16 protein-coding genes and 1 pseudogene are annotated in these 13449 nt (G+C 65.3%); 10 read left to right on the top strand and 7 right to left on the bottom strand.

Translation table 11 applies throughout. The features are described from left to right. Positions 1 to 55: 55 nt before the first annotated feature. Together NV348_RS36150 and NV348_RS36145 are read right to left on the bottom strand one after the other, a co-directional pair. Complete coding sequence (locus NV348_RS36150; protein WP_447150870.1) at positions 56 to 214, bottom strand: hypothetical protein; 159 nt, start codon at positions 212 to 214, stop codon at positions 56 to 58. A gap of 189 nt (positions 215 to 403) precedes the next feature. Continuing rightward, positions 404 to 1536, bottom strand: a protein-coding gene (locus NV348_RS36145) for an IS3 family transposase (RefSeq protein WP_447145096.1) whose coding sequence is annotated in 2 segments (ribosomal slippage) — positions 404 to 1275 and positions 1275 to 1536 — 1134 coding nt in all. Because the reading frame shifts where the segments join, the coding sequence is not laid out codon by codon here. 102 nt (positions 1537 to 1638) lie between these two features. Between NV348_RS36145 and NV348_RS36140 the strand changes: the two genes are divergently transcribed. From NV348_RS36140 to NV348_RS36130, 3 genes are read left to right on the top strand one after another with little or no spacing between them, the layout of a single operon-like run. After that, positions 1639 to 2838 (top strand): hypothetical protein, encoded by a 1200-nt coding sequence (locus tag NV348_RS36140; RefSeq protein WP_447145095.1) that lies wholly within the window; start codon positions 1639 to 1641, stop codon positions 2836 to 2838. 6 nt (positions 2839 to 2844) lie between these two features. Continuing rightward, on the top strand, positions 2845 to 3588 hold the full coding sequence (locus tag NV348_RS36135) for an IS630 family transposase (RefSeq protein WP_447151270.1): 744 nt from the start codon (positions 2845 to 2847) through the stop codon (positions 3586 to 3588). Between the two features lie 13 nt (positions 3589 to 3601). After that, positions 3602 to 3898 carry a transposase gene (locus NV348_RS36130; RefSeq protein WP_447151269.1) on the top strand — a complete coding sequence of 99 codons (297 nt, stop codon included), beginning with the start codon at positions 3602 to 3604 and terminating at the stop codon, positions 3896 to 3898. Between the two features lie 165 nt (positions 3899 to 4063). Here the strand turns inward: NV348_RS36130 and NV348_RS36125 are convergent, their stop codons facing one another. From NV348_RS36125 to NV348_RS36105, 5 genes and pseudogenes are all read right to left on the bottom strand, one after another. Next, a complete protein-coding gene (locus NV348_RS36125; protein WP_447151223.1) occupies positions 4064 to 4327 on the bottom strand; it encodes a hypothetical protein in 264 nt (87 codons plus the stop codon). Between the two features lie 33 nt (positions 4328 to 4360). Further along, positions 4361 to 4522 (bottom strand): annotated as a pseudogene (locus NV348_RS36120) (tyrosine-type recombinase/integrase); the annotation flags it as partial. A gap of 444 nt (positions 4523 to 4966) precedes the next feature. Beyond that, entirely contained in the window at positions 4967 to 5470 is a 504-nt protein-coding gene (locus NV348_RS36115) for a hypothetical protein (RefSeq protein ID WP_447151268.1), read from the bottom strand. A gap of 78 nt (positions 5471 to 5548) precedes the next feature. Next, entirely contained in the window at positions 5549 to 5797 is a 249-nt protein-coding gene (locus NV348_RS36110) for a hypothetical protein (RefSeq protein ID WP_447145092.1), read from the bottom strand. A 499-nt stretch (positions 5798 to 6296) separates the two neighbouring features. Next, on the bottom strand, positions 6297 to 7115 hold the full coding sequence (locus tag NV348_RS36105; protein ID WP_447145091.1) for a helix-turn-helix domain-containing protein: 819 nt from the start codon (positions 7113 to 7115) through the stop codon (positions 6297 to 6299). 389 nt (positions 7116 to 7504) lie between these two features. Here NV348_RS36105 and NV348_RS36100 point away from each other — a divergent pair, with 389 nt between their 5' ends. From NV348_RS36100 to NV348_RS36070, 7 genes are all read left to right on the top strand, one after another. Beyond that, a complete protein-coding gene (locus NV348_RS36100) occupies positions 7505 to 7627 on the top strand; it encodes a hypothetical protein (protein ID WP_447151267.1) in 123 nt (40 codons plus the stop codon). A gap of 404 nt (positions 7628 to 8031) precedes the next feature. After that, entirely contained in the window at positions 8032 to 8655 is a 624-nt protein-coding gene (locus NV348_RS36095) for a hypothetical protein (protein WP_328715463.1), read from the top strand. Further along, positions 8652 to 9434 carry a cutinase family protein gene (locus NV348_RS36090; protein WP_447151266.1) on the top strand — a complete coding sequence of 261 codons (783 nt, stop codon included), beginning with the start codon at positions 8652 to 8654 and terminating at the stop codon, positions 9432 to 9434. Before NV348_RS36095 ends, NV348_RS36090 begins: the two co-directional genes overlap by 4 nt. Then, the gene (locus tag NV348_RS36085; RefSeq protein ID WP_447151265.1) at positions 9401 to 9883 is read left to right on the top strand and encodes a hypothetical protein; all 483 of its coding nucleotides are present in this window, start codon (positions 9401 to 9403) and stop codon (positions 9881 to 9883) included. Before NV348_RS36090 ends, NV348_RS36085 begins: the two co-directional genes overlap by 34 nt. Further along, entirely contained in the window at positions 9880 to 11001 is a 1122-nt protein-coding gene (locus tag NV348_RS36080; RefSeq protein ID WP_447145089.1) for a lipase family protein, read from the top strand. Before NV348_RS36085 ends, NV348_RS36080 begins: the two co-directional genes overlap by 4 nt. Before the next feature lie 77 nt (positions 11002 to 11078). Then, entirely contained in the window at positions 11079 to 12620 is a 1542-nt protein-coding gene (locus NV348_RS36075) for a cutinase family protein (RefSeq protein WP_447151264.1), read from the top strand. Between the two features lie 114 nt (positions 12621 to 12734). Next, positions 12735 to 13415: a DUF8176 domain-containing protein gene (locus NV348_RS36070; RefSeq protein WP_447145086.1), complete on the top strand. Its 681-nt coding sequence runs from the start codon at positions 12735 to 12737 to the stop codon at positions 13413 to 13415. Positions 13416 to 13449 lie beyond the last annotated feature (34 nt).

Genomic DNA, 13449 nt, shown 5'->3' with positions numbered 1-13449 from the left:
GACCGGCGCCGCCGGAGGTGAAAAGACTCGCAGCTCGGGTGATGCTGCCTTGCTCCTAGGCTGCCGGTTCGTCGTCGAATCCTCCGACCTCCAGGTACGCGCCGGTCGCGCTCGGTGAGAGCTCGACCAAACTCAGCCCGTCCTCGTCGATCCCGACAAACCCGGCCGGATCCAGGGTGGAAGCCCAGGCCATCAATTCCGATACCGCGAGCATTGAGACCTCCGAGGTGTGGTGCGACGAACTGTGAGTGACAAGCGCTGAACCGAGCGCCGTGGTCCACGTGGACTTGCGCCTGGCGCACCAGCGTTATCCGGTTGACGGTGAACTCGTCGGGCGGACATTCCAACCCGATCCAGGAGAGCGCTGCGGCCGGTGACTGGGCCCCGTCGGTGGGTCCACCGGCTATGCGAGTTGTAGCTGCTGCTGAAACTCGGTCGGTGACCACTGCTCACGGAACGCTTCCGGGCTGAGAAAGCCCAACGACCCGTGGGGTCGGTAACTGTTGTACTCGATCCGCCAGTCCTCGGCAAGAACACGGACCTCGGTCAACGAATGAAACACCTCGCACGACAAGAACTCGTCGCGGAAACGCCCGTTGAACGACTCGCAGATCCCGTTCTGCCACGGCGATCCCGGATCGATGAACGACGCGTCGACACCGGTGAACCGGCACCAATCCCGCATCGCGTGCGCGGTCATCTCCGTGCCGTTGTCCATCCGGATATGGACTGGCCGCCGGCCTGTGTCCGCGATGATCTCATCGAGCACCCCGACCAACTGATCCGACGTGCACGACCGAAATGCTCTGGTAGCCAACGCTTCCCGCGTGAACTCATCGACGATGTTGAGGAACCGGACCTGGCGCCCGTCGACGGTGACATCAACCTGGAAATCCAACGCCCACATCTGATCAGGTGCGGTTGCCCGCAACCGTTGATTGCGGCCTGCCCCGATCCGCCGTTTCTTCCGGACCCGGAATGGTCGTTTCAGACCTTCCTCGCGCCAAAGCCGTTGGGTCCGTTTGTGGTTGGTGACCATGCCCTCGCCGCGGCAAAGTGCGTGGGCTTTGCGCCATCCCCACCGCGGGTGCTTGGCCGAGATCTCGCGTAACCGCGCCCGTAAAGCCCGGTCGAGCTCAGTGATCGTGGGTGGTCGGCGTTGCACTGATCGGGGTTGCCCCACGACCGCGCACGCGCGTCGCTGTGACACCCGAAACCGTTGTTGCAGAAACACGACGGCTCTGCGGCGTCGGTCCGGGCTCAGAAGTTTCCCCGGTTCACTTCCTTGAGCATGTCGATATCGAGGGCTTGCTCGGCGACCATCTTCTTCAGCCGCGCGTTCTCGCGTTCGAGCTCTTTGAGCCGTTTCGCGTCGTCGGACTTCATGCCGCCGTATTGGGCTTGCCAGCGGTGCCAGGAGGCGTCGGAGATCTCGAGGTGTTTACAGACCTCTTCGATCGAGAAGCCCTGCCCGATCAGCTTCTCGCCTTCGCGGAGCTTCCGGATGACCTGCTCGGGGGTGTGTCGTCGTGCCATGGTGTGTTCTCGTCCTCCTGCACCCATTCTGGTGCATCAGAACTCTCACAACCACTGGACCTGCTCAAAGGGATCCAGTCACTTGGAGGCAACGACCTCGACGTGCTGATCGACTACGTGGCGGGCAACGCCGCCTGGAGTTTCCCGGAACTCTCTGACGAAGAGGACGATCGGGCCGCCGCAGTGGCTGCACGTAAATGGAGGGAACAGCTTTCCAGCCTCGACTGCGCACTGTTCAGCCTCCTCAATGACTCTGCAGTCGATGAGGTCGGTATCGAAGAGGCTCTCGACAACGCGCTCGCATCCTCACTCTGGACGCGAAGCGTGGCACGGAGACAAGATGCCGTTCAGATCGCCCTGCGTGCTGGTCTTTCCGCCAGAGCCCGCTTCCTATGGGATCGGACGACGGCAACTCAGCGCCGCAGCTACTTTCTCGCAGGTGTCGGTCTCGAGACTGGGCGCAAGCTCGACGAAAACGCCGACGTGTTGAATCAACATCTGAGAGATGCCGAGCGGAGCATCCTCGACGGTGATGATCACGGAGCCATCGCCGCTATCACTCAGTTCGCTGCGATCGCTCTCACAATCGAACCATTCGCACCACTCAAGCTTTCCGTCGGTTGGGAGGCGACGTTGGCGGGTTGGCTCGAAGGCAAAACCGTTGTGGAGATTGCCGCCGACGACACCTTCGACGCGCTCGAGCTGATCGAGGACACTCTCGCCTACCGATTGCCGTGGGCGATGGAGGCTGTGCGCGTTCGAGCTTCCGCCCATGAAAGTGCTGACGACGCGTGGTTGCTGATCGAGCCAGATCAAGGACATGCGGTGGCGGCGGTTGAAGCGGGAACGCTGAACCGTTCCGCAGCTCTGCTCATGAGAGCTGGTTTCTCCTCTCGGTCAGGTGCAATCGCGGCCGTTCTGTCAGAGAGTGGGCTATTCACCACCTTGGTAGAGCTTCACCTTTGGTTGGGCTCCGCAGACGTGCGTCGACATGCAGACGACGATGACTGGCCAACGCCGTCTACACACGACCTGTGGACCGGGTTCACCAACCGAAGTGTGGCGTCTGGGCAAAAGACATGGACCCACACAGTCGAATACGCGGCAGTTACCTGGTTCGATGACCACCCATCCAGCAGCGCCGCCCCGTATCGAGCCGTCTCCTACGAGGGGCAAACCTTCATCGACATGCCAGATGGGCGACGCGTGGGATTCCTGAACGAGCCGCTCAATCCGAAACGGGCTGGTCTGCTAGAGGTGTCGGGTATTGACTTGAAACTTGCTGGTTTCCTTGGTATTTGAGTGTGGGTGAGTGAGCGGGACCTGCGGCGGGTGTCACCTGCGGCGCAGGAGGTGGTGCGGTTGCGGGTGGTGGCTGCGCTGGAGTCGGGTCTGGTGGGGTCGTATCCGGAGGCGGCGGCGATGTTCGGGGTGTCGTCGCGGTCGGTGGGCACGTGGTGGCGCAAGTACCGCGACATCGGGCGGGAATCGCTTGCCGCGCCGGTGAAGTCGCGAACCGGGCGAGACGAGATGATCAGCGCCGAGGAGCGTGGCGTGTTGTTCCAGGCGATGGCCGATTACACGCCCGAGCAGCTGCTGATCGGCGGGCCGATGTGGACCCGCGCTGCGGTGGTCGACCTGATCAGGATGGTCACCGGAGTAGCGATGACCGAACAAGGCGTGGGGAAATGGCTACGGCGGCACGGGTTGTCCCCGCAGCGACCGGATCGCCGGTCCTATAGGCAGGACCAGGCGCAGGTGAGCGACTGGCTCGAGCGCGATTATCCGGCGCTCGTGGCTCGCGCCCGGGCCGAGAACGCGGTGATCGCGTGGGCCGACCAGTGCGGGCTGCGGTCGGACACCGCGCCGCCGGGCCGCAGTTGGGCGCCGGTCGGGCAGACCCCGATCGTGCGGGTCAACGGGAAGCGGCTGCGGGTGAACATCATGTCCGCCATCGCATCTCGCGGCGCGCTGTGGTTCACGGTGTTCACCGGCAAGTTCACCGCCGAGGTGTTCATCGGCTTCCTCGACCGGCTGGCTCGCCAGGCTTAGCCGGAAGGTGCACGTGATCGCCGACCGGCATCCCGTGCATCGCAGCCGGGCCGTGCGGGCCTGGCTCGCCGACCACGCCGACCGGATCGAGGTGCACTTCATGCCCGGTTACAGCCCCGAGCTGAACCCGGACGAGATCCTGAACGCGGACATCAAACGCCACGTCCATGCCGCCCGCGCCCGTACTACCGACGACCTCGCCCGCGAAACCCGCCGCTTCCTCCGCCGCCGCCAACGTCAGCCCGGCATTGTCCGCGGCTACTTCGGCGCACGACACGTCCGCTACACACGAATCGAGGAAACCGAATAGTTTCGGGTCAATATCTCCGCAGAAAATACCGTTGAGCTCAACTACAGGGGCCCGGCAGATCTATACGGATAAGTACGCGGCAACGCATTGGCCCTGCGACAGCTGATTAGACGGCAAAGCTACACCACCCGTGGCAACTGGGCCATTCACCGAGGAAGCCTGCCACTACGCGACCTGGACCCGGTAGCCATCGTCGATCGGATCCGCCGAGATGTCTATGCCCGCAGCTGCGCTGCTCAGTGACCGCTGGGGGTTCTTGCCAGTCCGGCGATGCTCTGTCGCGAACATCCGCAGCGGGATGAGCGACCGGTTGGCGAAAGCGAACACGTCACTCATCTGGAGCAGTCGCCTAGTCGCCGATGGCTCGGTCGAGGACGGCGGCTGCGGCACGGTGCGGACGACCTCGTGCATGTAGTGCTTCTGGGTCATCGAGGGATCAGTGTGGCCGAGAACATCGGCGGTCACACGGGCCGAGAGTCCGGCGTCGTCGAGGATCGTTGCTACGGCGTGGCGGAAGCTGTGCGGGGTAATGTCCTCGTCGAATCCGAGGGCTTCCCGGACACGTTGCCACGCATGGCCGACGTTCTGCGGGTCGCGCAATGTCCATACCGCCGACGGGAACACCAGATCCAGATCTTCGGACCGAGACTCCGGCGGTGAGGCCAGGCGCCGCGGCGGCCATCGCGGCCTTGCGACGCTTGAGCATCACCACGGCGAAGTCTGGCAACGCCATGGTGCCGGTGTGGTTTTTCGGATCGTTGTCGTCGGTGACACGGACCAGTCCGATGCCCGCGAGGCGGATGACTTTGCCGGTGGGGCGAAGTGTGGACTCGTCGAAGTCGATGTCAGACCACACCAGTCCGAGCATCTGGGAGCGACGTAGGCCGGTTGCGGCGTAGAGGGTGATCACGTCGGCTATGTCGGCGCCCTCGCAGTACGCAGCCACCGTCGGTGGGGTGTAGGCCTTGACCGGTTTGCCCCGCTCCCGTTCGGCCTTGGCCAGTTTGCGTGGACACGGGGTGGTGGAGACTCGCACCGAGGACAAGATGAAGCGCGACTGGTCGACGGTCAGATCGCCTGCGCCGGTGCGTCCCTTGGCTTCGACGTTCTCGGCCATCTTGGCCTCTCGAACCGGGTTGACCTCGAGGGGAGTTCGGCTGCACGCGAACCGGAACATACCCGAGAGCACGTTGCGGGCGGTTCGCATGTTCGACGGTCCTCGGGCGTGGCCGACTTCTTGTAGGAAGGCTTCGATGGTAGAGGTCGTGACTTCGAAAGGCGCCGACCGCCGAAGGCGGTGTCGAAGGTCTTGGCGGCCTCGTCGTAGCGGCTGATGGTCGAGCCGGCGCGGTTGAGGGAGATGAGGTGATCGCGATAGTGCTTCCACAGCTCGAGCACGGTGATCGAATCCGACAGTGTGTCATCGAGATCGACACGGATGTCCGCGGCTGCACTGAGAACGGCGTCGAGGGCACGTTGGCCGGTGCGGTCGGGAAGCGCGCGGCCTTGTGTGTTGAGCTTGATCGGGGAGAAGCGGGTGACGTCTCGGCGCCGACCGGAGCTGTCGCGCACATAGATGCGTGCTTTCCAGTGTCCGGGGCGATCTCGGTGAGCATCGGTTTGCCGGGAACCCCGAGAGGCCGTGGCGGTCTACCCCGTCTCATCGTCGTGCTCCTGTGGTTGGTCGTCGGGGTTCGTCAGGGCGGTTTCGAGTGCGTCGATGTCCCAACGGAATTCCTTTCCGACTCGGATGGGTTTGGGCAGCCATGTGTGCTTGCCTGGTTGGCGGGCCCACCGGCGCAGCACTTCGGGATGGATGCCGATGTGGGCGGCCGCGGACCTGGTGTTGACCCACCGGCGAAGCGTCGGCGGAGGCGGGGTCGAGGCTTCATCGCTCACCGACGTGCCTCCGGTCGTGGTCGACGTGGAGCACGGATGCGCAGTGCTGTACGCGCGGTGTCTGAGGAGGGCTGCAATCGCCGAGAGAATTGCGACTATTGGTGCGGTGTCGGCGGAGGCCGCAGCGCACAGAATTGTGATCACGTGGCGGGGCAGCGCTCAAGACACGGCAACGGTCAGAGCCGGTGCGGCACCGGAAATGCCACAGCAGATGAGCGAAGTCAGCTCGCGACGGCAGCGCTGAAGAATCCTCGCGCCCCGGGATCGGGATGGCAGTCGTATGAAATTTCATCGGACACCTTTCGGCCCGATCAGTGGCTCTTCCCATATACAGGAAAACACAAATTCGGCGATGTTCGCCACCAATTTTCTGCTGGCACCGAGAAATTGGCGCCGATTCAGGCACAGTACGACAAGCCCTCGCCCTGTGAATGATCACAGAGCTCCGACCGGCTCGAGCAGATCGGTCGCCGCTGCGCCGGTCGGATGTCGTTGGTGGCTAGTCGAGTTCGGGTCCGGAGTATTCCTCCGGTGTGGCCGTGAGGAGCTGGACATGGTGAGCGAGCATGCCGTCGGTCAGCGCCAGCTGGTAGGAGACCGGTCTGTGGTTGGCGTCGTAGGCGTGCAACGGGCACTGCGAGTCACGTCCACGGGTGACGTTCACGCTGGCTGCCCATAGTCGTCGAGCATCGCTGATCGGGGCCAGGGTGGAAACGAGCTCTTTTGCCTGCGCTGAACTCCGGTGCCTGCCCAGGGCTGATTTCAGCATCGCGACCGTCAACGAACCCTCCCCTTGGGGGTCGACGATCACGGCTTTGCTGTGACCGCTGAACATCCATATCGACGTCGAGCCGATGTCTTGGATGCCGGGAAAGGCTGTGGTGAGTAAGTCGTTGTGGGCCAACAGGTTCCCAAAGGGGTCGACGAAGGCGGCTGGGATGGTGCGGGCTTGGAGCCGCTCGAGGTTGAGCCTCAGGGACTTCTCGGCCCGGACATAGCTGCGCAATGCGTCGGGAGGTGCGAGCATGATCGGGGGCCCTGCGAGCTCACGCAGGTGGGAGGCCATCGCCTTGTCCAGGCGCCATCCGCTGATGATCCCTTCGAGAGTGTCAGGGGGCGGCTTGGACTCGCCGCGCTCGAAACGTCCCAGATGGACGGCGCTGAAGTTGACCGCTGCGGCGGCTTGGTTCTGGGTGAGTCCGAGATCGTCTCGAATCCACGCGATGGTGGTGCCGAGGTCTGGGATCGAGACCTGTGGTCGTTTGGGGGCACGTCGGCGTTGGCGTCCCTTGTGGGGCCGTGCAATTCGTTCGTTCAATTGTCTCCCCCCGGGAGTTTGTGGTGGACGTCACAGATTGCGTGGTTTGAACGCGATATTGCGATTTCGTGACGAGATCCTTTGTAGCAGAGGTCTATTCATGCGGCAAGTTAGCCAGCCCTGTCCACGCCACGTACGGGCGTGTTCATTAATAGGGTCAGACGCCCGTATCCGGTGAGATGCGGGTCACATCGGGACAGGTCTCTCGCTGGGCGGTAAAGAACATTCTTTGATAGGTCAACGCAAGTTTGCTGCGCAGAACGCATTTCCTTAACTGATCATTTTTTGATGTATCAAAACTTGATCAGTTAAGGCCCTAGCGGACCATGGACTTTCGTGGCTTGGATGGAAGACGCAAGCCAATCTTTGCATTCGAGAAAGGAAATCCCGTGGATCCCATCGTGATCGTCAGCTACATCAACGCCGGGCTGGCGCTGCTGTCCAACGGCCTGGCACTGGCTAAGCAACGTGCTGAATTTGGCCCTGCATCTGCTCTGACGCCTGCACTGTAGGGGCACCGCCCCGGTCGGGCGGCAGCCCGCCCGACCGGGCACACCCGGGCCATCGGCCCGAAATCTTCTGCCGCGCAACGCTCGCGGATCCCGTTCGTTTCCACCCTTCATCGAGAAAGGGTCTCCCCGTCATGCCCGTAAATGGCTCGACCACCCACCAAAGCGCTCCCCGCCGTCACTCTGGAATCGGTTTGGCTCGCCGTAGCAGCACCCTGCTGCTGGCAGCCGCCATCCCTGTCGCGATCGCCGTATCTTCCACGGCCACCGCCCACGCAAGCTCACCAGTCTCCACCGTGGCCGACCAAGGAGGGGTCACCAGCCCAGCCCAACCCGGCACCGAAACACCCACTCCACCACTGCCTCCCGAGCCAGTTCCCGAACCAGACCCAGAGCCGACTCCGCCGGTGTACTACGAACAACCCCAGCAAGTGCGCACCGCACCGACCCGCCCTGCCCCCGAGGTGGACGAGCCGGTAGAGCCGGTGCGAATCGAAGAACTGCACCTGCCCGTTCCGGTGGAGCCGGTCGCGCCGATTACCCCGCCGGAGAACACGATCCGGATAGGGGAGTGGCAGACACCGAGCCCCGACTGGGTTCCGGTGGAAGTGCGCGACACCATCAACAACACCGCAGCAGGCGCCGAAGCGCAGATTGCAACCGCCCTTGACTCCGTCGGTATCCCGGCGGGGCGCTCTGATCGCGTCAGCGGCGCGGTCCTGGCAGGCACGGGACTGGGCGGCGCGGCCGGTGCGACCGTGCTCGGCGCACCCGCGGCGGCGGTCGGCGCGACGGTGGGCGGGCTGATCGGCGGCACAGTCGGCGGGATCGCCGGTGCCGCACTAGGAATCGTGATCCCTGTCCCCATCATCGGACAAGCCACCAGCGGAGTCGCGGGCACCGCCCTCGGTGCTGCGGCCGGAGCCGCGGCAGGTGCGGCGATCCTCGGCGTACCTGCCGGTGCTGTCGGCGCGGCGGTCGGCGGGACGATCGGCGCCGGGTTCGGCGCGGGCGTCGGAGTCGGCCAATGACCACGAGCGCCGCAGGCCATGTCGCCGCTGTCGTCGCCGCGATGGTGGGGGCGGCGGTACTCACCGCCTCCTCACCTGCGGCTCCTGCGGTCGCGGTGCCGATCAATGGGTGCCCGGCCTTGTTCATCCTCGGTGTCCAGGGCACCGGCCAGTCGTCGCCGACCGCGGATCCGCTCGCTGACACCGGTGTCGTCGGATCGCTGATCGGGCCCGTCGCCAATGCGGTGCCAGCCCTCGTCCAGCGGGCTTATATCGGCTACGACGCCGGATTCGGTGGCATCGTCCCCGGTGGCGGCTCTGACCCGTATGTGTCCTCGGTGTCGGGCGCGCGGGCCAATCTCGACTCCGCTGCACGCCACGTCGCGCAGGTGTGCCCGGACACGATGCTCGCCGGGATCGGCTACAGCCAGGGCGCCCAAGCGATGGCGAGCTTCGCACGTGATGTCGGCGCCGGAAACGGGCCCGTTGCGGCGGAGCGCGTCGCGGGGATCGCGTTGTATGCCAACCCCGATCGCGGCGAGCTCGAACCGGTCTTTCCTGGGAGGCCGGGCCAGATCGTGCCCGACCCCGCACCCGGCACGTCGGGAGCTGCGGTTTCGACCGTGCAGGTCCTCGCGGCCCCCGCGGGGGTGCGGGCATCGCCACCACCGACGACGGATACGGAGCACTGGTCGGGCGGGTCGCCGATATTTGCAGCGACGGCGACCTCGCCTGCTCCGCTCCAGGTCAGGCCGCAGTCCTGCGTTTGGGGGCGCAGGTCTTCGCCCAAGCGGACCTGACCAACCCCCTCGCAGCGCTGAACACGCTCGGTGCTGCGCTCTCCGAGGCGCTCGGTGAGGCCTGGAACACCGTGATCCTCAGGGACTTCCAGGTTGGCGCGGGCAGTATCGACTATGCGCCACAGGCGGATTTGGGGCAGCGGCTAGTCGATGCTGGTGACCCCCGCACGTCTGTCACGGATCCCGGTGCGGCAGCTGCGCGATGGAGTGAGATCAGCGCGACGGTCATGGCGAATCCGCTAGTGCTGTTGCCGAGGTTGCTCGCCCAGCTCGGTGGCGCGTGGGGCCAGCTCGCGGCCCAGAACGCCGAGCTGGTCAACCCCGCGACGTGGCTGCGGTTCGCCGACACGGTCGGGCGCCACAACGGCTATGCCTTGACCGGCCAGTTGAACTCGGGCATCGCCTGGATGATCGCCCTCGCACACGACATCGCGGGATCCCGCTCATGACCAGCACCGGGGCGGACGAGTTCCGCGCGAACACCACGATCGGGTTCGACAACCCAGGAGAGATCCTGCGCACCCGCGAGGTCATGGTGCCCCACATCGCCGGTCTCCGGCGCGCCTGGCAGGTGATCTACACAACTAAAACCACTTTCGGTATTCCCGTGGCCGCCTCGGGCATCGTGCTGGAACCGGTTGCGTCCTCCGGTGGCGCGATCGTGGACACCCCGGTGGTGGTGTACTGCCCCACCTTTCACGGTCTGGGTGGTCGATGCGCTCCCTCTGAGCTGCTGGTCGACGGGAACGAACCCGACACGAGCAGTATCGCCGCCGCGCTCGTGCAGGGATGGACGGTCGCGGTGCCCGATGGCGTCGGGCTGGGCATCGACGGCGCTGGTCCACACCATTTCCTGGCCAAGAAGGCAGGCGCCCGGGCGGTGCTGGATCTGGCTCGCGCGGTCGTGTCCCAGCCTGCCGAAGGGAGGATCGAAGCTCCGGTAGCGGTGTGGGGCTACGCAGACGGCGGCCGTGTCGCCGCCGCTGCCGCCGAATACCAGCCCGCCTACGCTCCCGAGCTCGATCTGCGGGCCGTCGCGGCGGGTGCGGTGATCCGCGATCCCGGCGCGTTGATCAACAACCTCGATGGTGGGCCGTGGTCGGGGTTTGCCTTCGCGGGCATGGTCGGCTTGGCGCGGGCCTACTCGCACCTTCCGGTCGATCACCTACTCACCGACGCCGGCATGCGTGCAGTCCAGAGGGCCTCCGAGGCTGACCTGGCCACTTTGCTGGTGGAGTTCTTGCCTCCGCTGGCGGCATGGTGTGAGCGCCCCGACCCCTGGAACGACCCGGTCTGGAACTACATCCTCACCCGCGAAAATCTCGGTAGGAAGACACCGTTGGTGCCGGTGCATCTTTACCACGGGCTGCTCGACGGGCTGGTGCCGATCGAGTCCGGACGCGAACTGTTCGCCGAATACACCTCCCGCGACGTCGCGGTGTCCTGGTCGGAATTCGACGTAACCCACCTCGGCGCAGCCGACCTCGGAGTCCCCGACGTGTTGACCACCTTCAGGGCGGGATTCGCCCGACCACCACGCCATCAAGGCCCCAACCCGACCAACTGACGCGCCTGCCCGCGCCACCCCCTCCGGCGCGGGCAGGCCGAGCCCGCTGTCTCGACACCGAAAGGAAGCCGAATCCGATGAACCACAACACAACTCAGCGCAGAGCCTGCGCGATCGCGGCCGCATGGCTGACAGTGACGGTCATCGGCGCGGCACCAGCCCTGGCCGAGCCCACCACCAGCGCACCTCGCCCGTCGACGACATCGGGCGAACCTGCAACCTCGGCCTGTCCTGCCCTGTACGTGCTGGGCGTGCAGAGCGGTGAGGAGGGCGCCGCCACCACCGTCGAGACCGGCGACACAGGGGTGCTGGGCCAGGCCTTCGGGCGGATGGTCACCAAATCAGGCACGGTGGTCGAGCGGTCCTACATCGTCGTCGGAGACGACGTGAACACGGCGAACTACCCCGCGGCGGTGACCGCAGCGGCCGATCAGATCGAACAACGCGCCGGTGAGGTGATCGACCGGTGTCCATCGACCCAGATCGCGGTCGCCGGCTACGCCCAAGGCGCCGCTGCGGCAGCAGTTTTCGCCGAAAGGGCCGGGGGAGACCGGTCACGAGTCCCCGCGGAGAAGGTCGCGGGGATCGCGTTGCTGGCCAACCCTTCACGACGAGCCGCAACTGGTTCTCTGCCCGGCACCGACAAAGCGGAAGTTCCGTCCGCTCCAATCGGTACGGACGGCACCGCGGTGTCGAAGGTCAAGCTGACCAACATCGGATTGTCTGGCGCCGGGATCGCCGCCAGCCCTATACCGACCAGCTACGGCTCGCTGGTCGGCCGTGTAGCTGATCTGTGTGTGGCTGGTGACGCCACCTGCGATGTTCAGTCCGCGAGCCCGCTGCTGACCGCGGTCAACAACATCACCGGACAAACCGAGGGCAAGGACCCGGTCGCCGCGATCGCCACCGTCGCCCAAGCGCTGGCCTCCACCGCATTCACCACCGCGGTCGGCGTCGTCAACGACGACATCACCGGCACCAGCCTGGACCAGCTCTCCTACACACCGAACCAAACTCTCGGCCAGCGCATCGCGACCGCATCCTCACCGACTGCCACCACAACCACCGAATCCGACGCCCTGTCAGCGCTGTTCAAGATCGGCACGATCGGCTTGAGCGCCGTGGTGTCGGTGGCACAGAAGGTCTTCACCGCCACGACCATCGCCGAACTTGCCGCTGTCGGGCTGTCCAACCCCGCCGCCGCGGTCGCGGTGCTCGGCACGAAAGTCGCTGAGGCGGCGGTGGATCTGGCGCCACCCCAGTCGATCAGTAGCTGGGTCAACGCGGCGTTCGAGGCGATCACCTCCACGATCACCGACCCCCACGACCTATACACGACCTCAGCGACCGCCCAATACAGCAACTCCACCGGGCGACGCAGCAGCTACAGCACCGTCTCGGTGACGACCAGCGGCGACACCCCACTGGCCGCGACCACCGCCTGGTTCACCGCCATCGCCCACGACCTCGCCTCCACAGACACGCCATCGAAGCAGTCGACGACGTCGAGCAGCACGACGGATTCCAGCCCACACCCAGTCCCGTCCGCAACAAAAACCCCTGCCACGCAACCCGGTTTGCCTGCGGCACCGACCAGTCCGGCGGTGGCACACCCCTAGACCCCTTCGGAGCACGACGGGGGGCACTCGTCATCCCCCTGATCAGTGGCTCTTTCCAGCGGCGTGCTCCGAAGGGCCCCAACCACCACCCAACCAATCGAGGAGGTGAACAACATGCCCACCGACGACCTGAGCCCCCACCATGGTGCCGCCTGGCTACACAAACCCGACAGCCCAGAACCACATTCAGACGACCCCCAGCGAGTCGACCCACACGTCGACAGCCAAGCAGGACAGCACAACCGGGGGCCTGCGCACCGCTTCCGCATCGTCGCGATCAGCGCGGCTGTCTTGAGCGTTGTCACCGGATTGGCTGCGGCCCTCGCGGTGAGCATGTCGGGCGAAAGCCGGGACCGTGCCGCCACCTCCCCGACCACCTCGGCCCCGCCGACGGGCACCACCACCACCTCTGTCGTAGTTGCCACAGAGCGGGCCTGTGCAGGGTTGACCGCTCAGACCGTGACGGCCGGTGCCGGTGATACCGCGACCGTCGCGGGCGTGATCGCGGCGTTCGAACACGCCTACTACGTGACCCGCAGTGCTGAACAAGTCCTGCGGTTGACGAGTCCGCAGGCTGGGCTCGCACACGAACCGCTGGCCGCCGCGATCACCGCGCTGCCGATCGGCACCACCCACTGTGTCGGCGTCACCTCCATCGCGGAGAACACCGCCGAGGTCCACCTGGTGGAACTGCATCCCGACGGCCGCCGCTTCGACTACCTGCAGGTGATCAACGTATCCGCCGTCGCCCCCGCCGGATTGGTCATCACCAACATTCAGAAGCGAGGCAGCTGATGCATGCCTTGACCTTGCGCCAGCACCCCCTCGC

The organism is Nocardia fodinahabitans, assembly GCF_052983615.1.
Note: the sequence above shows the minus strand (reverse complement) of the source record. Positions and strands in the feature narration are given on the sequence as shown.

What these genes read in the sequence shown, in the direction of transcription:
- NV348_RS36150 (WP_447150870.1), bottom strand. Translation starts at nt 214, where the DNA reads ATGCTCGCGGTATCGGAATTGATGGCCTGGGCTTCCACCCTGGATCCG.
- NV348_RS36125 (WP_447151223.1), bottom strand. Translation starts at nt 4,327, where the DNA reads ATGACCCAGAAGCACTACATGCACGAGGTCGTCCGCACCGTGCCGCAG.
- NV348_RS36090 (WP_447151266.1), top strand. Translation starts at nt 8,652, where the DNA reads ATGACCACGAGCGCCGCAGGCCATGTCGCCGCTGTCGTCGCCGCGATG.
- NV348_RS36080 (WP_447145089.1), top strand. Translation starts at nt 9,880, where the DNA reads ATGACCAGCACCGGGGCGGACGAGTTCCGCGCGAACACCACGATCGGG.
- NV348_RS36075 (WP_447151264.1), top strand. Translation starts at nt 11,079, where the DNA reads ATGAACCACAACACAACTCAGCGCAGAGCCTGCGCGATCGCGGCCGCA.
- NV348_RS36070 (WP_447145086.1), top strand. Translation starts at nt 12,735, where the DNA reads ATGCCCACCGACGACCTGAGCCCCCACCATGGTGCCGCCTGGCTACAC.